The 18237-nt window shown below is 64.0% G+C and carries 17 protein-coding genes and 2 tRNA genes; 11 read left to right on the top strand and 8 right to left on the bottom strand.

All coding sequences use genetic code 11. The features are described from left to right. The first annotated feature begins 3 nt into the window (after positions 1-3). Complete coding sequence (locus PCQ86_RS05240; protein WP_333489989.1) at positions 4-294, top strand: helix-turn-helix domain-containing protein; 291 nt, start codon at positions 4-6, stop codon at positions 292-294. A 67-nt stretch (positions 295-361) separates the two neighbouring features. Here the strand turns inward: PCQ86_RS05240 and PCQ86_RS05235 are convergent, their stop codons facing one another. The 5 genes from PCQ86_RS05235 to hrcA all read right to left on the bottom strand — a co-directional run bounded on the left by PCQ86_RS05235 (position 362) and on the right by hrcA (position 4762). Beyond that, entirely contained in the window at positions 362-1003 is a 642-nt protein-coding gene (locus PCQ86_RS05235) for a hypothetical protein (protein ID WP_270175018.1), read from the bottom strand. Between the two features lie 113 nt (positions 1004-1116). After that, positions 1117-2127: an IS5 family transposase gene (locus PCQ86_RS05230; protein ID WP_015914568.1), complete on the bottom strand. Its 1011-nt coding sequence runs from the start codon at positions 2125-2127 to the stop codon at positions 1117-1119. Positions 2128-2524: 397 nt separating this feature from the next. Then, a complete protein-coding gene (locus PCQ86_RS05225) occupies positions 2525-3490 on the bottom strand; it encodes an IS1595 family transposase (protein WP_235575184.1) in 966 nt (321 codons plus the stop codon). A 137-nt stretch (positions 3491-3627) separates the two neighbouring features. After that, a tRNA-Ile gene (locus PCQ86_RS05220) sits at positions 3628-3704 on the bottom strand. 53 nt (positions 3705-3757) lie between these two features. After that, positions 3758-4762, bottom strand: coding sequence for a heat-inducible transcriptional repressor HrcA (gene hrcA, locus PCQ86_RS05215; RefSeq protein WP_103739188.1), 1005 nt, complete (start codon positions 4760-4762; stop codon positions 3758-3760). A 28-nt stretch (positions 4763-4790) separates the two neighbouring features. Here hrcA and PCQ86_RS05210 point away from each other — a divergent pair, with 28 nt between their 5' ends. From PCQ86_RS05210 to rapZ, 3 genes are read left to right on the top strand one after another with little or no spacing between them, the layout of a single operon-like run. Beyond that, positions 4791-5687, top strand: a complete 897-nt coding sequence (locus tag PCQ86_RS05210) for an NAD kinase (protein ID WP_012655803.1) — start codon at positions 4791-4793, stop codon at positions 5685-5687. A gap of 2 nt (positions 5688-5689) precedes the next feature. Further along, entirely contained in the window at positions 5690-7354 is a 1665-nt protein-coding gene (recN, locus tag PCQ86_RS05205; protein WP_270175017.1) for a DNA repair protein RecN, read from the top strand. Between the two features lie 3 nt (positions 7355-7357). After that, a complete protein-coding gene (rapZ, locus tag PCQ86_RS05200) occupies positions 7358-8221 on the top strand; it encodes an RNase adapter RapZ (protein WP_011804346.1) in 864 nt (287 codons plus the stop codon). 110 nt (positions 8222-8331) lie between these two features. Here rapZ and mutY read toward each other — a convergent pair whose 3' ends face one another. From mutY to mutM, 3 genes are all read right to left on the bottom strand, one after another. Continuing rightward, a complete protein-coding gene (gene mutY / locus PCQ86_RS05195) occupies positions 8332-9405 on the bottom strand; it encodes an A/G-specific adenine glycosylase (protein ID WP_270175016.1) in 1074 nt (357 codons plus the stop codon). Then, entirely contained in the window at positions 9402-11384 is a 1983-nt protein-coding gene (locus PCQ86_RS05190) for a dynamin family protein (protein WP_135148464.1), read from the bottom strand. Before PCQ86_RS05190 ends, mutY begins: the two co-directional genes overlap by 4 nt. Positions 11385-11477: 93 nt before the next feature. After that, positions 11478-12293 carry a bifunctional DNA-formamidopyrimidine glycosylase/DNA-(apurinic or apyrimidinic site) lyase gene (gene mutM, locus PCQ86_RS05185; RefSeq protein WP_270175015.1) on the bottom strand — a complete coding sequence of 272 codons (816 nt, stop codon included), beginning with the start codon at positions 12291-12293 and terminating at the stop codon, positions 11478-11480. Between the two features lie 29 nt (positions 12294-12322). Here mutM and PCQ86_RS05180 point away from each other — a divergent pair, with 29 nt between their 5' ends. From PCQ86_RS05180 to pth, 7 genes are all read left to right on the top strand, one after another. Continuing rightward, on the top strand, positions 12323-14122 hold the full coding sequence (locus PCQ86_RS05180) for a tetratricopeptide repeat protein (RefSeq protein ID WP_270175014.1): 1800 nt from the start codon (positions 12323-12325) through the stop codon (positions 14120-14122). After that, positions 14119-14634: a lipoprotein insertase outer membrane protein LolB gene (locus tag PCQ86_RS05175; protein ID WP_172206395.1), complete on the top strand. Its 516-nt coding sequence runs from the start codon at positions 14119-14121 to the stop codon at positions 14632-14634. Before PCQ86_RS05180 ends, PCQ86_RS05175 begins: the two co-directional genes overlap by 4 nt. A gap of 9 nt (positions 14635-14643) precedes the next feature. Continuing rightward, the gene (ispE, locus tag PCQ86_RS05170; protein WP_270175013.1) at positions 14644-15495 is read left to right on the top strand and encodes a 4-(cytidine 5'-diphospho)-2-C-methyl-D-erythritol kinase; all 852 of its coding nucleotides are present in this window, start codon (positions 14644-14646) and stop codon (positions 15493-15495) included. A 41-nt stretch (positions 15496-15536) separates the two neighbouring features. Continuing rightward, a tRNA-Gln gene (locus PCQ86_RS05165) sits at positions 15537-15613 on the top strand. Between the two features lie 47 nt (positions 15614-15660). Further along, positions 15661-16626 (top strand): ribose-phosphate pyrophosphokinase, encoded by a 966-nt coding sequence (locus PCQ86_RS05160; RefSeq protein WP_011804339.1) that lies wholly within the window; start codon positions 15661-15663, stop codon positions 16624-16626. 153 nt (positions 16627-16779) lie between these two features. Further along, a complete protein-coding gene (locus PCQ86_RS05155) occupies positions 16780-17406 on the top strand; it encodes a 50S ribosomal protein L25/general stress protein Ctc (RefSeq protein WP_011804338.1) in 627 nt (208 codons plus the stop codon). Positions 17407-17540: 134 nt separating this feature from the next. Beyond that, positions 17541-18176: an aminoacyl-tRNA hydrolase gene (pth, locus tag PCQ86_RS05150; protein ID WP_011804337.1), complete on the top strand. Its 636-nt coding sequence runs from the start codon at positions 17541-17543 to the stop codon at positions 18174-18176. The last annotated feature ends 61 nt before the right edge of the window (positions 18177-18237 follow it).

Genomic DNA, 18237 nt, shown 5'->3' with positions numbered 1-18237 from the left:
ACGCTGACCGGTATCGGCGTAGACGTTGACGCGATCAATGACGAAGCCCTTGTAGACCACCTGAAGGCGGGCACGTTTACGACCATCCGGAAGTGGACGCAGACCGACTTGGCGTTGCGGGCTGACGTTGACCGCAACTATGTTTCGTTGATCGAGCGTGGCCGAAACAGTCCGAGTGTGCGCCTGATGTTCGGACTGTGTGACGCCCTCGACATCGCACCGTCAGAGCTGCTCATGGATGTGGAGCGCCGAATGCGCTTGCAGGCGAAGGCTAGTTTGTCTTCAGTGGATTGATCCGAGTCGGAGGCATCACGAGCGTTTACCGTGGCCTTTCCACAATGTTTGTGGAATCCCAAGCCTGCTAGTCATTTGAATCCGATTTTTCCGGCCCGCCATCTGAAGCTTTCGCGCGGCTAATCGCTTCCAAATGCTTTTCAATCTTCTGAAGGGAGCCGCATATATCCTTGATAGTAGTTGCGTTAGTCCCCTCGATAGCGTCAACCACTGCCTGCTCAAGGCTTTTCACAGATGCCATACCCTCAAGATGCTTAACAGAGAGCACGCATTTGTCTGTAGCCGATGTTTCACGCCACAGAGGCGGGTGGAACCTGTACGAAATTTCTACAGGCATTCCCGCGTCTCCCAAAACTTTCAGAAGTCCGCTGTACTGGCCACCAAAAAACACAAGTCGTTGCCCTGGGGCAAGAGATGGAATTCCTGATGTTGGAATGTAGCGCCCGTCTCCAGACGGGGTTTCGATACCAAACCAGCTTATCGGTATAGGCTTCGAAAATTTTATGTCGTAGGCATTTCCAGTGCCCACATTTTCAATTACCAGTTCAATAATAGATTGCGTCCGCTTGCTGGGTTGATAGTACGCAACTAACTGAGGCTGAGAGTTTCTGTAAACAGCGACATATGCAACCAGAGCAGCAAGTGCAGCGGATGCCGGTGCCAAGTAGTCAGCCAAATATTTATTCAAATCGCCAGAAGACCATTGCATAACCGCTCGGATGGAGGCGTGATGCTGGTCTACGGCGCCATCTTGGATGTTTTCGAGCGTTTGTTGCCCCGGATTTCTGTGCTTGGGGGCGTTTCAGCGCCCCGTTTCGCCTTTCAGGGCGCACCTGCCCCAGCAAGCTCCATCGCTTTGAGCTTGCGATGGGCCTTCAGCAGATTCATCCCCAATGCCGCCCAGCACATCTGCGCCTGTACCTTCGCTGTGCCGAAGTAGCGCGCCCTGCCCAAGTGGAACCTGCGCTTCATCGTGCCGAAGGCCTGCTCAACCTTGAAGCGGATGGAGCCGATCTGCTTGTTGAATTGCTTGAGTAGCGCATGCACCGGCTTGCCCGCGCTGCCCTTGTGCTGGATCAGATCACCGATGCCACGCTCGGCGAGCCACTGCCGGTTGGCCTTGCTCGCATAACCCTTGTCGGCCAGCACGGCCTCTATCCCAGGCGAGAGTGCCTCGACGATCTCAGGCAACTTGTTGATCTCGGCTTCGTTGGCTGGGTGCACCTGCACATGCTCGACGTAGCCGTCTTCGCTGTCGACTGCCGTGTGGCCCCGGTAGCCGAAGAAGGCGTGTTTGCCTTTCTTGACCCAGCGCGCTTCACTGTCGGCGCTGTCAACGAGTCTGGCTTGCTCGCCTTCACCTTCGACGTGCTGCCTCGGGCGTGCAGCGCTGGGGATGATGGTGGCATCAATGATGGCCCCGCGCGCGCCTTGCACCTTCAGGCCTCGTTGCTCCAACTGGCTGTTGATGAGCGCCAGCAGTTTCTGCTCGAGTTCGGCCTTGACCAGGCGGTTGCGGAAGCGGCAAATGGTGCTGGCATCGGGCAACTCACCGGCCGAGGGTTCGAAACCAGTGAAGACCATGAAGTCCAGGCGCACGCGCAGGGCCTGCTCCAGTTGGGTATCGGACAGACCGTGCCACTGACCCAGCAGCATGAGCTTGAACATGCCCAGCGACGAATAAGGCTGGGGACCACCGGCGCCGCTGATCTCGCGCTGGTACAGGCCCGTCAACTGCCCAGCAATGGCGCTCCAGTCAAGCAACTCGTGCAGCTTCATGCTCGGGCTGAACTCGACCAGCGGGCGCGCGCCCATCAGAAAGAAGCTGTCCATCGGTCATCACCTCCTGGGGCGATTGGAGCGCATCGGCCAAGGACGCGCATCAGGAGTGCTACCAGTTATGCAGCGGTCTTACACCACGGTCAACACACCACCGAGCTGCAAGCCCATACCCAAGAGACGGAAAGCTTTCTCAGACCACCCGAGAACGCCAGCCATTGCAACGAAAAACACTACAACAGCTAAAGCCCACCAGTAGTGGGACTTGACTGGGACACTACGCATCCAGTGAGCTAAAGCCCTCAACCACCGCACGAATTTCACCATAGTCCTCCTGCCGGCTTGCCTCCCTGGAACAGATAGTACAGGCGGCAAACGAGCATGGAGCCAATCAAAGGGGTTCGGCTGAATTTCTGGCAAATTTCTGGCAAAAAAATTGGCGCTGTTCGCGTTAAGTATTGATGAGCTGTCGACCAAGGGCCGATGCGATGAACTGCGCAGGCAAAATCCCGTCTTTGAACCATGTCAGGAGCCGCTGCCAGGCCAAATAGTTGGGCAGGTACTTGGTGGCGACGCCACGCAACTCGCAATTCAGCCAGCCCTTGAGGCGTGAGTGATAGCCGTTGACAGTCTGGACGTGGAATGAGGGGTTCTGTGGTGAGCCATGCTTGGACGCGCTGAACATCTTCAGCGTGACGCCCAGTTCGCGCGGCAGCGCGTAATAGGCCGAGTTACCGTCGGAACACACTACGGTGTCAGGACGCACCAGCGGTCGGAGCGTGGCCACCAGTTCTTTGCCGTTCATGGCAGGCATAACCCGGTCAGCTGTGTGCTGCTGGCCACGGGCCCGGGCTATGAGGACGGGAACCTGCTCCTTGGAGAGTCCCCGCTTTGATGCTTTGCCCCCGCGCTTGCGGGCTTCGCGCGGTAGATTCCGCTCGCCTTTGCGGGAGTGCAAAAAGTAGGTCTCGTCCACCTCCAATAAGCCCTCCAGAGCCTTGGGCTGCTGCGGAACGACGGCAGTAAGGAAGCGATGGCGCCACCGGAAGGCGGTGGAGACCGCCACACCGGTGTCGGCAGCGGTATCGCGAACCGTCATTCCAGACGCCATGCAGGCGGCATTAGCGGCCAGCCGTTCCTTGCGACGCAGGCGAGCCAAGGGCGTATTCGTTGTTACGCCGGATGTGCGGTTGCAATCGCGGCAGAGATACCGCTGTAACCCATGAGCTCGACCGTTTTTGACGACCGAGAGACTGCCGCAGTGGCGGCAGCATACGAGGCCGCGAGCCTCGTCCAGCGCACGGAAGGACTCCAGGGCCGCTTGTCGTTGTTCAATGGCCTGAGCCAACTCTTTGAGCTGGTCAAGGGTCATGTTTCCTATCTTGCCTAGAACGCGCTGGAAGTGGTCGAGTCGCATCACTGCCTCCCTTGCTGGTCAACAGTATGGACGAAATCAATACGTAACGCGAACAGCGCCAAAAAATTTGCCAATGAAGCAAAGAAAAAGGCACCTACCGCGCTTCCGCAGTAAGTGCCTGATTCAATTCAACATTTTGGTAGGGCGTGTTGGACTTGAACCAACGACCAAAGGATTATGAGTCCTCTGCTCTAACCAACTGAGCTAACGCCCCAAGGGGTGCGCTGCCCTGCCTCGTAGGCGGCGCAGCGGCGCGTATTGTAGGGGCTACTTTCGGTGACTCAGGGCGTTGGAGACCAGCTTGGAGGTGATGTCCACGATCTGGATCATGCGGTCATAGGGCATGCGCGTGGGGCCGATCACGCCCAGGGTGCCCACCACCTGACCGTCGACCTCATAGGGTGCACTCACCACGGACAGCTCTTCAAATGGCACCACCTGGCTCTCTCCGCCAATGAAGATGCGCACCCCTTCTGCCCGGCTGGAAATGTCCAGCAGGCGCAGGATCTGCGTCTTTTGTTCGAACAGGTCGAACGCACGGCGCAAGTGGCTCATGTCGCTGGAAAAATCGCTCACGGACAGCAGGTTGCGCTCGCCCGAGAACACCACCTCGTCCTGCGACCCGGACATGGCCTCCGAGCCCACGCTCACCGCGGCCTGCATCAGCGCCGCGATTTCTCCGCGCAGCTTGTCCACCTCCAGCTTCAGGCGCTCGCGCACCTGCTCCATGGTGAGGCCCGCGTAGTTGGCGTTGAGGAAGTTGGCGGCCTCCACCAGTTGCGACTGGGAGTAATCGACCTCGGTAAAGGTCACGCGGTTCTGCACATCACCGTCGGGCGAGACGATGATCACCAAAAAGCGCTTCTCGGACAGCCGCAGGAATTCGATGTGGCGAAACACCGAGGCGCGCCGCGGCGCCATCACCACACCCACGAACTGCGACAGGCTCGACAACAGGTGGGCGGCGTTGGCGATCACCTTCTGCGGCTGCTCGGGCATGAGCTGGACTGTCGGCAACTGCTCCTGCTGCACGGTGAGCATGGTGTCGACGAACAGGCGATAGCCCTTGGCGGTGGGCACGCGGCCCGCGGAGGTGTGGGGGCTGGCAATAAGCCCCAGGTCCTCCAGGTCTGCCATCACATTGCGTATGGTGGCGGGCGACAATTCAAGCCCTGATGCCCGCGACAAGGTTCTGGAGCCGACTGGCTGCCCCTCGGCTATGTAGCGTTCCACCAAGGCCTTGAGTAACAACTTGGAGCGGTCATCAAGCATTGAATCATTTTAATGATGTAATTTCTGCATGAAGCCCATCTTCCGCCGCGTTGCAGTCATAGGCAAATACCCGGGGCCTGGCGCCGTTTCAGCGTCCGACAGCGCACGGCAGATCATCGAGAGCATTGCCCAGTTCGTCACCCAGCAGGACTGCGAGTTGACGCTGGAGGCCGAAACCGCCGCCCACACGGGCCTCACGCAATACCACACGCTGGATGTGGAGGGGATCGGCCGGCAATGCGACCTGTGCCTGGTCGTGGGCGGCGACGGCACCATGCTGGGCGTGGGCAGGCGGCTGGCCGGCTACGGCACGCCGCTGGTGGGCATCAACCAGGGGCGGCTGGGCTTCATTACCGACATTCCGCTGGAGGGCTACCAGGACGCGCTCACGCCCATCCTGCACGGAGACTACGAAGAAGACGTGCGCCCGTTGATGCAGGCTTGCGTGATGCGCGGTGGCGAGTGCGTGTTCGAGGCGCTGGCCCTCAACGACGTCGTGGTCAACCGCGGCTCCACCTCCGGCATGGTGGAGCTGCGCGTGGAGGTGGACGGCGTATTCGTTTCCAACCAGCGCGCAGACGGCCTGATCGTCGCGTCGCCCACCGGCTCCACGGCGTATGCCCTGTCTGCAGGCGGCCCCATGCTGCACCCATCGATCCCCGGCTGGGTGCTGGTGCCGATCGCGCCGCACACCCTGTCCAACCGGCCGATCGTGCTTTCCGACGCGACCGAGGTGGCCATTGAGGTGGCGGGCGGGCGCGACATCAGCGCCAACTTCGACATGCAGTCGCTCGCATCGCTGCAACATGGCGACCGCATACTGGTGCGCCGTTCCGCGCACCGGGTGTGCTTTCTGCACCCGCGCGGCTGGAGTTACTTTGCCACCCTGCGCAAGAAGCTGGGTTGGTACGAGGGAGGTTCCTGACCATGGCCCTGAGGCGGATCGCCCTGAGCGATTTCGTGATCGTGCGATCGCTCGAGCTGGACCTGCATGCCGGCTTCACCGTGCTCACCGGTGAAACCGGTGCCGGCAAGTCCATCCTGATCGACGCGTTGCAACTGGTGCTGGGCGCGCGTGCCGACTCCGGTGTGATCCGCGAAGGCGCGCAGCGCACCGACGTCTGCGCCGAATTCGACGGTGGCACCATCGCGCTGGCAGCCTGGCTGGACGAGGCGGGCTTTCCGCGCGACGACACGCTGCTGCTGCGCCGCACCGTCGATGTGCAAGGCAAGAGCCGCGCCTGGATCAACGGCATCCCCGCCACGGCAGCGCAGATGCGTGCCGTGGGCGAGCATCTGCTGGACATTCATGGGCAGCACGCCTGGCAGAGCCTGACGCGGCCCGACGCCGTGCGCGGCCTGCTGGACGCCTATGCTGGCGCGCAGGTGCAACCCTTGGCCGCGCTGTGGACGAGTTGGCGCGACGCGCAGCAGGCGCTGACCCACGCCCGCGCTGCCCAGGACACGCTGCAACAGGAACGCGAGCGCCTGCAGTGGCAGATCGGCGAAGTGGACAAGCTGGCGCCGCGCGATGGCGAATGGGAGGAACTCAATGCCGAGCATGCGCGACTGTCCAACGCCCAGTCGCTGCTGGACAACGCCCAGGCCGCCCTGAGTGTGCTGGAGGACGAAGACGCGGGCGGCGCGCTGCGGGCCCTGGCGCAGGCACAGCACCTGCTGCAGGACTACGAGCATGTGGACCCGTCGTTTCGCACCATGAATGAGGTGCTGACCTCCTGCATCGCCCAGGCGGGCGATGTGGCGCACTCTCTGCAAAGCTACCTGCGCCACGCCGAGCCCGACCCGGATCGGCTGCAGCAGCTGGACGCCCGCGTATCGCAGTGGATGCAGCTCGCGCGCCGCTACAAGCGCACCCCACCCGAACTACCCGCGCTGCTGCAAGACTGGAAGGACACGCTGCACCGTTTGGACAGCGCCACTGACCTGGCCGCATTGCAGGCTGCCGAGCAAGCCCATGGCGCCGCTTACCAGAAGGCCGCACGCGCCCTGTCGCAAAAGCGCGCCAAGGCTGCGCCGCAACTGGCGCAGGCCATCACCCGCGCCATGCAGGGCCTGGGCATGGCGGGCGGGCGCTTCGAGGTGCAACTGGACAAGGCCGAGCCTGGGCCGCACGGCATCGACCAGGTGGCTTTCCTGGTCAGCAGCCACCCGGGCATGACGCCGCGGCCCATCGGCAAGGTGGCATCGGGGGGCGAGCTGTCGCGCATGGCGCTGGCGATCTCGGTCACCACCAGCGAGCTGGGCGAGGCGCCCACGTTGATCTTTGACGAGGTGGACTCGGGCGTGGGCGGCGCCGTGGCGCAGACCGTGGGCCGTCTGATGCAGCAGCTCGGGACGGCCCGGCAGGTACTGGCCGTCACCCACCTGCCCCAGGTGGCCGCGTGCGCGGACCATCACCTTGTGGTGGCCAAACACAAGCACGCCGAGGGCACCACCAGCAGCGTGGCCGCCGCCAACGAGGAGGCGCGCGTGGCCGAGATTGCGCGCATGCTGGGCGGCGAGCGTCTGTCCCCTACCACCCTGGCGCATGCACGCGAGATGCTGCAGGGCGCCGCCAAACCCACACCCTGAGCCATGGACCTGGAAGTCGTCGTCATCACCGGTATGTCCGGCTCGGGCAAGTCCGTCGCGCTGCATGCGCTCGAAGACGCGGGCTACTACTGCGTGGACAACCTGCCGCCGGAACTTTTGACCTCCTTCGTGGAGCTGGAGCACGCGCACCACGGCCACCGCGTTGCCGTGGCCATGGACGTGCGCAGCGCCACCGCCCTGCCCTTGGTGCCGCAGCAGTTGGCCGGCCTGCGCGAGCAGGGCGTGCAGGTGCGCCAACTGTTCCTGGACGCTACCGACGACGTGCTGGTGCGGCGTTTTTCAGAAACCCGGCGCCGCCACCCTCTGTCCCAGGCCGAGATGCGCGAAGGTCCGCGCCCGCTTTTGCACACCATGCGGTTGGAGCGCGAGCTACTGGCCCCGCTGCGCGAGCAGGCACACGTCATCGACACCAGCACCCTGCGGTCCGCGCAATTGCTGAGCTATGTGAAGGACCTGCTGTCGGTGCCGCCGAGTCGGCTGACCCTGGTGTTCCAGTCGTTTGCGTTCAAGCGCGGCATCTCCATGGACGCCGACTATGTGTTCGACGTGCGCATGCTGCCCAATCCCCACTACGAGCCGCTCTTGCGCGCCCTCACGGGCAAGGACGCGCCGGTCATCGACTACCTGCGTCAGCAGCCCGAAGTAGCGCTGATGCTGGCGCACATTGGCGACTTCCTGGACCACTGGCTGGACGCGCTGGCCCACAACCACCGCAGCTACGTGACCGTGGCCATCGGTTGCACGGGAGGACAGCACCGCTCCGTCTACCTGGTGGAGCAGCTGGCGGCGCGCTTCGAGGGCCGCTGGAATACGCTGCGCCGCCACCGCGAGCTCGACGGCATCTAGCATGCACCGCTAGGTGACAGCTATTGTTTTAGTAGCTGCTAGCGCTTGCTATTGAATGACTTGCAATAGTTTTCTACCGGAAGTCGCCTATCTACGGGCGCTGCCAGCTCTCATTTTTGACAGCCGTCCCCAAGGGAGGCGAGCAGCTTGCGCACGGGCGCGGGCAGCCCCAGCGCCGGCCATTGCGCCGGAGCGAACCACCCCGACTGCTGCTCGGCGCAATGCGCGTTCGGCTGCGGCGTTGCATCGCGCGCCAGCACCGGATGCAGGTGCAGGTCGCGGTGCGTCAGCACGTGGGTGAAGGCCGGCAGATCCCGCGCATCGCAGCTGGCGTGCAGCTGCAGCGCCTCATCCAGCGCCGCGCGGCTGTCATAGACCGGCGGACAGTACAGCCCCGCCCAGATGCCGATGGGCGGACGCCGCTCCAGCCACAGCCGGCCCGCACCATCCTGGCGCAGCAGCAGCCACCAGGCCTGCGCGCTGCGCTTGAGCTTGCGCGTGCGCACCGGGTAGTCCTGCGGGTTGCCGTCGCGGCGCGCCACGCAGGCCTCTTGCAAGGGGCACAGCAGGCAATTGGGGTTGCGGGGCAGGCAGATGCCGGCACCCAGGTCCATCAGGCCCTGCGTGTAGCGCGGCATGGCATGGGACAGGTCCTGCCGTGGCAGCAGCGCCTCGGCCTGCTGCCATAGCGCGCGCTCGTTCTTCGCCTCGGCCAGGTCGGCGCCGAACCCCAGCACCCGCGTGAGCACGCGTCGCACGTTGGCATCCAGGATCGGCGCCCGTGCGCCGAAGCAGAAAGCGGCTATCGCCCCTGCCGTGGAGCGGCCGATGCCCGGCAGGGCCGCCAGCTCATCCACCGTGCGGGGGAATTCCCCACCGTGCTGGTGCACGACGATCTGCGCGCAGCGGTGCAGGTTGCGCGCGCGGCTGTAGTAACCTAGTCCGCTCCACAGCGCCAGTACCTCGTCTTGCGCCGCAGCAGCCAGTTGGCGCACGTCGGGAAAGCGCGCCAGAAAGCGCGCGTAGTACTCCAGCACCGTGGCCACCTGGGTCTGCTGCAGCATGATCTCCGACAGCCACACGCGGTATGCATCGCGCGTGTTCTGCCAAGGCAGGTGGTTGCGCCCATGCGCTGCCTGCCAGCGCACCACCTGGGTCGCCAGCTCTGCGGACGGACCGCTCATGACGCCGCGAGCGGCTGGGGTTCGGTAAGGGGTATGTCGATGTCCACGCCCTCAGGCGCTTGCGGCTGCCGCACGAGGTCGGAGGTCAGCTCGGCCAGCCGCTGCTCCAGTTCGGCGAGGTGCTGCTCGGCCTCTTCGATCTCGGCGATGCGGTCCACCAGCCCGTTGGCGGCCTGCTGGATGCGGTTCACCGCCTCGATACGCCGCGAGAAGCTGCGCTTGCGCTCACGCAGTTGCGCGTCCAGCTGCGCCGTGGCCGTCTTGCTCCACAGCTCCAGCTCGTTGGCCGCGGACTCGAACACGGTGCGCAGGCGCAGGCCCATGGCCCGCAACAAGCGCTGCGCGAACTCTGGCTGCGCCAGGCGCAGCGTGTTGCCCATGCCCACGTATTGCAGGTGCCGCTGCTCGATGGCCACGATCTCCTGCACATAGTTACCCAATTGGGGCGCCGCAGGTACTTGCAACGAGAAGCCGAACTCCGTGTTGAGCTGGCGGAAGGTGCCGCCCAGCATGGCCTGGATCTCGATGCCCGTGGACTGCGCGGCCTCCATGATGGTGCGCACCTTGGCGAAGGTGTCGCCATATACCTTGCGCACGCCCAGCTTGAGCCCTTTGGGCTGCAGCGCCTCGGTGAGCTCCACCAGTTGCGCCTTGAGCGAACGCGGCCCAAGCTGGTGGAACACCTCGCGCAGCATCTTCAGGTGCACTGCTCGCACGGCCTGGATCTTGGCCGTGCTGGCTTCAAACTCTTGCTGCTCCTGCTCGATGCGCCCGCGCATGGCGTCGATCACCGAGGCATTCTTGCCGCGCAGGCTGCGCAACTCCAGCATCTGATCATCCAGATCGCGCCGGCGGATGTTGATCACCCGCCGCGTCTCGGACTGCAGGCTTGCCACGCCGCTGGCCACCGTGGCCCGCAGGATGGCCTGGCGCCGGCCCATGATGCCCTCGGCCAGCGCTTCCTCCAGCAGCGGCAGCCCGCTGGACTCCAGCAGGATGTCGTCACAGTTGATCTTGGCCACCAAGCCCTTCTGGGCCGACACGGGCACGACATGGCTGAGCGGCACGCCCAGCAATTCGGCCGATGTCTGGCGCTGGCGCTCCAGCTGTGCTTGCACTTGCGACGGGGAACTGAGCGTGTCCCACAGCGTGTCGATCTTGTTGAGCACCACCAGCCGCGCATCGGTCGCGTCTTCAGCCGTGCCCAGGTGGTCGCGCCAGATAGTCAGGTCCGAGCGCGTCACGCCCGTGTCCGCGCCCAGGATGAACACCACGGCGTGGGCCTGCGGGATGAGGTTGATGGTGAGCTCGGGCTCCGCGCCCACGGCGTTCAGGCCCGGCGTATCCAGGATCACGAGCCCCTGCTTGAGCAGCGGATGCGGAATGTTGATGACCGCGTGCCGCCACATCGGCACCTCGACCATGCCCGCAGCGTCCAGCACGGGGTTCTCGTCTGCGGCCTCATCGCTCCAGAAACCCAGCGCACGCGCCTCATCCACGGACACGCGGCGCACTTCCGATACTTTTTCAAGCGCCTGGGCGAGTTGGGCCGGGTCGTCCATGTCCAGCGGCACCTTCACCCAGCGGTCTGCCTTCAGGCGCCACTCGGCCAGCCCCAGGGACTGCATGCGCGTGTCGATAGGCAGCAGGCGCAGGCTGGGGGCGGTGCCGTTTTCATAGCCCAGCTCGGTCGGACACATGGTGGTGCGCCCCGCACTGGCCGGCATGATGCGCCGGCCATAGCCGGCGAAGAAGATCGCATTGATGAGCTCGGACTTGCCGCGCGAAAACTCCGCCACAAAAGCGACAGTCACCTTGTCGCTGCGCACCTGCTCTTCCAGCCGCTGCAGACGCTCCTCCACAGCCGCGTCCATGAGGTCGTGCGAACCCATCCATTGCCCCAGGCGCTTGAGTTGCTGGGCGAAAGCACGCCTCCATGCGCCGTGCTGGTCAAACTGTTCGTTGAATGAAGGTCCCACTTTGCTCCCGGATATCAATGCAAGCGCCCGCGTGGGCGGGAGATGGCGCAATATAGCATCGCCATTGCGCCGGTCCGCCGCCACGCAGCCCGGTCAGGCGCGCTGGCAGTGCGGACAGAAATAGGTGCTGCGCTGCCCCTGGCGCAACAGACGCACGGGCGTGCCGCACTGGCGACACGGCAGGCCCGCGCGGCCATAGACATTGGCCTCCAATTGGAAATGCCCGGCGCTGCCGTCGGCGCTGGAGAAATCACGCAGCGTGCTGCCGCCCCGCTCCACCGCGCGCGCCAGCACCTCGCGGATTGCGCCGTGCAGGCGCCGGGCTCGCTGGGGTCCGATCGCGCAAGCGCGGATGGTTGGCCGGATGCCCGCGAGGAACAGCACTTCGCAGGCATAGATATTGCCCACGCCCACGACCACCGTGCCAGCGAGCAGCAGTTGCTTGATGGGGGTGCGTTTGGCGCGCAGCCCCGCGTGGAAGGACTCGAAGGCGAAGTCCTCGCCCAGCGGCTCCAATCCCCACCCATCGAGCAGCTTGCGTGCACGGGGATCGGACTCACCCGCCGCCCAGACCACGGCGCCGAAGCGCCGCGGGTCGTGCAGCCGCAGCGTGCCCTGGTCCGTTATCAGTTCGAAATGATCGTGGGCGCCGCGCGCGGGCAGGTCGCGCGCAAAGCGCAAGCTGCCCGACATGCCCAGGTGAATGAGCAGCAGCCCTTCATCCAGATCCAGCAACAGGTATTTGCCGCGCCGGCGCACACCGCACACGCGCCGTCCGATCAATACTGCGGGCTCCATGCCCAGCGGCCAGCGCAAGGGCTTGCCCACCGCAATGCCGCGGACAGTTGCGCCCTCGATCGCGCCAGCGAAGCTGCGCCGCGTGACTTCCACCTCCGGCAGCTCAGGCATCGCAATACTCGTCAAGAAGTTCAAGAGCCATGGATTATTATGGGCCGATGGTGCAATCTCTTCGTTTCAGGGCCGTCGCACTGGCATGTTGGGCTGCAGCGAGCATGCTGCCGGCCATGGCCCAGACGCCTGCCCAGTCCACCGTCCCCGCCCCCCCAGCCGAGCTGGAAGATACCGATGCGGCTGCCAGCGACGATGCAGCCGCCTTGAATGCCGAGCTGTTCTACGAATTGCTGCTGGGCGAGATGACCACCAGCCGGGGCGACCCCGGCACCGGTTATGCCCTGATGCTGGACGCTGCACGCCGCAGCGGCGACCCACAGTTGTACCGCCGCGCCACCGAGATCGCCCTGCAGTCGCGCTCGGGCGAATACGCCTTGATGGCCGCGCGAGCGTGGAAGGAGGCCCTGCCGCAGTCGCGCGATGCCAATCGCTACATGCTGCGCATCCTGGTCGCCCTCAATCGCATCGGCGATAGCGCCGAACCCTTGAAGCAGGAATTGAGCACCGCGCCGACGCGCGACAAGATATCCACCATCCGCGCGCTGCCTCAGCTCTATGGCCGTGCCAGCGACAAGGCACTGGCCGCGCAGGTGGTGCGCCAGGCCCTGCAGGCAGAACTGAACCACCCGGCCATCGGTCCCATTGCATGGACCACCGTGGGGCGCATGGACCTGGCAGCCAGCGACAAGGCGGGCGCCCTGGAGGCGGCGAGCCAGGCCCATGCACAAGACCCCGCCGACGATGGCGCCGCCATGCTGGCGCTCGAGCTGCTCGCAGAGGGCGTCACGCAGGCGGAGCCGCTGCTCGCGGGTTACCTGGCCGGCAAGCCCCTGCCCGAAGTCCGCATGGCCTACGCACGCCTGCTGCTGGAGTCTCAGCGCCTGGCAGACGCACAGTTCCAGCTGGATGCAGTCAATCGCGAACAGGCCGACATGCCCGAAGCCTGGTTGTTGCAGGCTTCGCTACACCTGCAAGGCGGACGGCTGGACCAGGCGGAGGAGGCACTGCGGCGTTTTACCGGCTTGCTCGAAGACCTGCCCGCCACGCCCCAACGCAAGCGCGCGCTCACCCAGGCGTATCTGATGCACGAGCAAGTAGCGGAGAAGCGTGGCGACTACGCCGGGGCCGAAGGTTGGCTTTCGCGCATTGAAGATGCCGCCGAACTGCTCACGGCTCAAAGCCGCCGCGCTGCACTGCTCGCACGCCAGGGCAAATTGGAAGAGGCGCGCGCACTGATCCGCGCCGTGCCCGCAAGCACCCCGGATCAGGAACGCCTCAAGTTGCAGGCCGAAGCCCAGTTGCTGCGCGAAGCAAAACAATATGCACAGGCCTACACGGTCCTCGGCAAGGCCGTAGCGCTGGCGCCCGCGGACAACGACCTCGCCTACGACCAAGCCATGCTGGCGGAAAAGGCGGGCCGCCTCGACGACATGGAACGCCTCTTGCGCGCCATCATCGCCCGCCAACCCGACTACCACCACGCACTCAATGCCCTGGGTTTTTCCCTCGCAGAGCGGGGCGTGCGTCTGGAGGAAGCCAAGGCGCTCATCGTCAAAGCGCTGGAGTTTGCACCGAACGATCCGTTCATCACCGACAGTCTGGGCTGGGTGGAATTCCGCCTGGGCAACCGCCAGGAAGCGCTGACCATCCTGAAACGCGCTTACGAAACACAACCGGACGCAGAGATAGCGGCCCACATCGGGGAAGTTCTGTGGTCTCTGGGACAGCATGATCGCGCGCGTGACATTTGGCGCGAGGGCCTGCGTATCAACAAAGACAACGACACACTCAAGGGCACGCTCGACCGGCTGGGAGTGCGTCTGTGAGCCAACCGCAACTGGCGGCTGACCCCCGCCCTCTGCGCGGCCGGCTGGTGCTCGGGATCGTCGCAGCGGCAACCCTGGTCGCCTGCGCGCAGCCGCCACGCCCTGCGGACGCCAGCCCGGACCACTGGTCGGGCCGGCTGGCCGTTCAGGTGGAAGACGATGCAGGCCAATCCTTCAGTGCCGGTTTTGAATTGAAGGGCCACCCCTCTGCGGGAGAGCTCACTCTCATCAACCCGCTGGGCAACATCATCGCGCGTGTGGAATGGACTCCGCATCGCGCCGTGCTCGTCCAGGGGCAGGAACGCAGGGAGGCTGCCTCGCTGCAGACCCTGGTACATGACCTGACCGGCAGCGACCTACCCATTTACGCGCTTTTCAGCTGGCTGAAGGGCGAAGCCCTCCAGGTCGCCGGCTGGCGCACCAACCTCGATGCCCTGCAGCAGGGCCGCTTGTCGGCCACGCGCGAGCAGCCGCTGCCTCGCACTACGCTGCGCATTGTCTTGAGCCTCTGACCGCTTTCCATGCAAGCCCTGTACGATGTGCCGGCGCCGGCCAAACTGAACCTGTTTCTGCATGTCACGGGTCGCAGGCCCGATGGCTATCACCTGCTGCAGTCGGTCTTCATGTTGATCGATTGGTGCGATGTTTTGCATTTCGAGGTGCGCGGCACTGGGACCGTCACACGTGAAGACCTTACCAGCGCCCTGCCTGCGGACGATCTGGTCGTGCGCGCCGCACGTGCGCTGCAAAAGGCCACCGGTTGCCCGCAAGGGGTACATATCGGCGTCTCTAAACACATCCCCGCACAAGCCGGCTTGGGTGGCGGATCTTCGGACGCGGCCAGCACGTTGCTGGCGCTCAACCGCTTGTGGAAGTTGAAACTGTCTCGGCAGCAGTTGCACTCGATCGCCCTGACGCTGGGCGCCGATGTTCCGTTTTTTTTGTGCGGCGCAAGCGCCTGGGTCGAGGGAATTGGTGACATAATTTGCCCTCTTGAGTTGGAGCACCAACTTCCGCCTGCGGCTTTCGCGGTGGTCAAGCCCGAAGCGGGGCTGGATACGAGAATGATTTTTTCGCATCCCTCCCTTAAACGTGATTCGAGTTGTGCTACAATTTCAGGCTTTGCTGCAACACACTACCAATTTGGAAGTAATGACCTGCAGCCAGTCGCACAGGCCTTGTGCCCCGAGATTACGCAAGCCATCAATTGGCTTGAATCAAAAGGGTTGCAAGGACGCATGACAGGCTCTGGAAGTGCGGTGTTTGCACAAATCACACACGCTGTCGATCTGCACGATGCACCCGCTGCATGGCATGTCAAAGTGTGTGAAAATCTAAAGTCTCATCCGCTAGCGGATTGGGTTTTTGGATGAAAAAATACTGGGTGAGCTGACGCAAGACAGCTGACCTGCGTAGGGGAGTCGCCAAGTTGGTTAAGGCACCGGATTTTGATTCCGGCATGCGAGGGTTCGAGTCCTTCCTCCCCTGCCAAAGATTATTTCCCACACGGGATTTAAATTCAGACGGCTGAGTCGCTCATGCAAACCAATCCCCCCGACTTCGTGGTTTTCACGGGCAATGCCAACCCTGGATTGGCTGCCGAGATCGCTCAAAATCTTGGCACCACTCTCGGCGCCATTGATGTGGGCCGGTTCTCCGACGGCGAAGTCACCGTCGAAATCAAGCAAAACGTCCGCGCCCGCGATGTATTCGTGGTGCAGTCGACCTGCGCGCCGACCAACGAGAACCTGATGGAACTGCTGATCATGGTCGACGCGCTCAAGCGCGCCTCGGCCGAACGCATCAGCGCCGTGATTCCCTACTTTGGTTACGCTCGCCAGGACCGCCGTCCGCGTTCCACACGCGTTCCGATCTCCGCCAAGGTGGTGGCTAACATGCTGCAGGCAGTGGGCGTCGCCCGCGTGCTGACCATGGACCTGCATGCCGACCAGATCCAAGGTTTCTTCGACATTCCGGTGGACAACATCTACGCGTCGCCGGTGCTGCTGGGTGACCTGAACCAGAAGAAGTACGAGAACTTGATCGTGGTGAGCCCGGACGTGGGCGGCGTGGTGCGTGCACGCGCCCTGGCCAAGCAGCTCGGCACCGATCTGGCCATCATCGACAAGCGCCGCCCCAAGGCGAACGTGTCGGAAGTCATGCACGTGATCGGCGACATCGAAGGCCGCAACTGCGTGATCATGGACGACATGATCGACACCGCCGGCACGCTGGTGAAGGCCGCCGAAGTGCTCAAGGAACGCGGCGCCAAGAACGTTTACGCCTATTGCACGCATCCCATTTTCTCGGGCCCGGCCATCGAGCGCATCGCGCAAGGCACAGCCCTCGATGAAGTGGTGGTGACCAACACGATCCCCCTGAGCGATGCCGCCAAGGGGTGTTCCAAGATTCGCCAGCTCTCCGTGGCGCCGCTGATCGCCGAAACGATCCAGCGCATTGCCAAGGGTGAGTCGGTGATGAGCCTGTTCTCCGACCAGGCTTGATGATCGCTCCGCCGCTGGCGGAGGTGTCACAGCCCCAAGCCTCCTTCGGGAGGCTTGCTTGTTCGGAGACAGCACGGGCCCATGCCATGGTGGCGTGCGGTCTTTATCAACAGGGCCAGGCTGGTCGCGGCCGGCCCCTTCAGGAGTTCAAACATGCAATTCGTCGCTTTTGAGCGCGCCAAGCAAGGTACGGGTGCGAGCCGCCGTCTGCGCATTTCGGGCAAGGCCCCCGGCATCGTCTATGGCGGCTCCGCCGAGCCCCAGCTGATCGAGATCGATCACAACGCCCTGTGGCACGCCCTCAAGAAGGAAGCGTTCCACTCCAGCATCCTGGACATGGAGCTGAACGGCCAAGTCACCAAGGTGCTGCTGCGTGACGTGCAGTACCACCCCTTCAAGCAGCAAGTGCTGCACGTGGACTTCCAACGCGTGGACGAGAAGACCCGTGTGCACCTGAAGGTGCCGCTGCACTTCGAAGGCGTCGAAGGCTCGCAGGCCGTGAAGGTGGAAGGCTGCACGGTGACCCCGCTGATCCATGAACTGGACGTGATGTGCATGCCCGCGCAACTGCCCGAGTTCATCAAGGTGGACCTGAGCGGCCTGACCTCCAAGTCCACCATGGGCCTGCAGTCCGTGAAGCTGCCCCACGGTGTGAAGGCCGTGGTGCGTGGTTCCAACAAGAACCCCGCCCTGGTGTCGATCAAGCTGCCCGAAGTGGTGGCCGACGCGACCGCAGCCGCAGCACCCGCAGCCGCACCCGCCAAGAAGGGCAAGAAGTAAGCACTTCTGCCGGGCCGTCGACCTCAGGGGCGGCCTCTTGCCTCTCAACGGCCCACCTCGCGTGGGCCGTTGGCGTTTTGTGGTCCCCTGCAGGCGCACGTCGCGCCGCTTCAGGCGCGCCGGATAATCGCAACATGATCAAACTGTTTGTGGGCCTGGGCAACCCCGGCCCGGAGTACGAGGCCACACGCCACAACGCGGGGTTCTGGTGGATCGACGCGCTGGCGCGCGAACTCAAGGTCACCCTGGTCCCCGAGCGCAGCTACCACGGCCTGGTCGCGCGCGCCAGCGTTGCCGGCCACAGCGTCTGGCTGCTGCAGCCGCAGACCTTCATGAACCTCTCAGGCAAGTCGGTGGCGGCCCTTGCGCGCTTCTTCAAGATTCCGCCGGAGGAAATCCTCGTCGCACACGACGAATTGGACATTCCGCCCGGACAGGCCAAGCTCAAGCGCGGCGGCAGCCACGCAGGCCACAACGGGCTGCGTGACATCCACGCGCAACTGGGCACCAGCGACTACTGGCGGCTGCGCATCGGCATCGGCCACCCCGGCGTAAAGGCGGAGGTGGTGAACTGGGTGCTCAAGAAGCCCGCGCCCGACCAGCGCACGCTGATCGAGGACAGCATCCTGCATTCGCTCAAGGCCTACCCCGCCCTGCTGGCCGGTGACATGGACAAGGCCACGCTCCTCGTGCACACCACCAAGCCGCCCCGCCCCAAGACCGCACGCCCCGCCCAGGCGCAGGCCGCACCACAAGCGGGCGCAGATTAACTATTGTTTTGATAGCTGGTAGCGCTTACCAGATAAGCGCTAGCGGCCCAAAGACCTCCAC

This window comes from Diaphorobacter sp. ED-3 (genome assembly GCF_027625375.1).
Taxonomy (GTDB): domain Bacteria; phylum Pseudomonadota; class Gammaproteobacteria; order Burkholderiales; family Burkholderiaceae_C; genus Diaphorobacter; species Diaphorobacter nitroreducens.
This window is presented reverse-complemented; position numbering and strand designations above follow the sequence as displayed.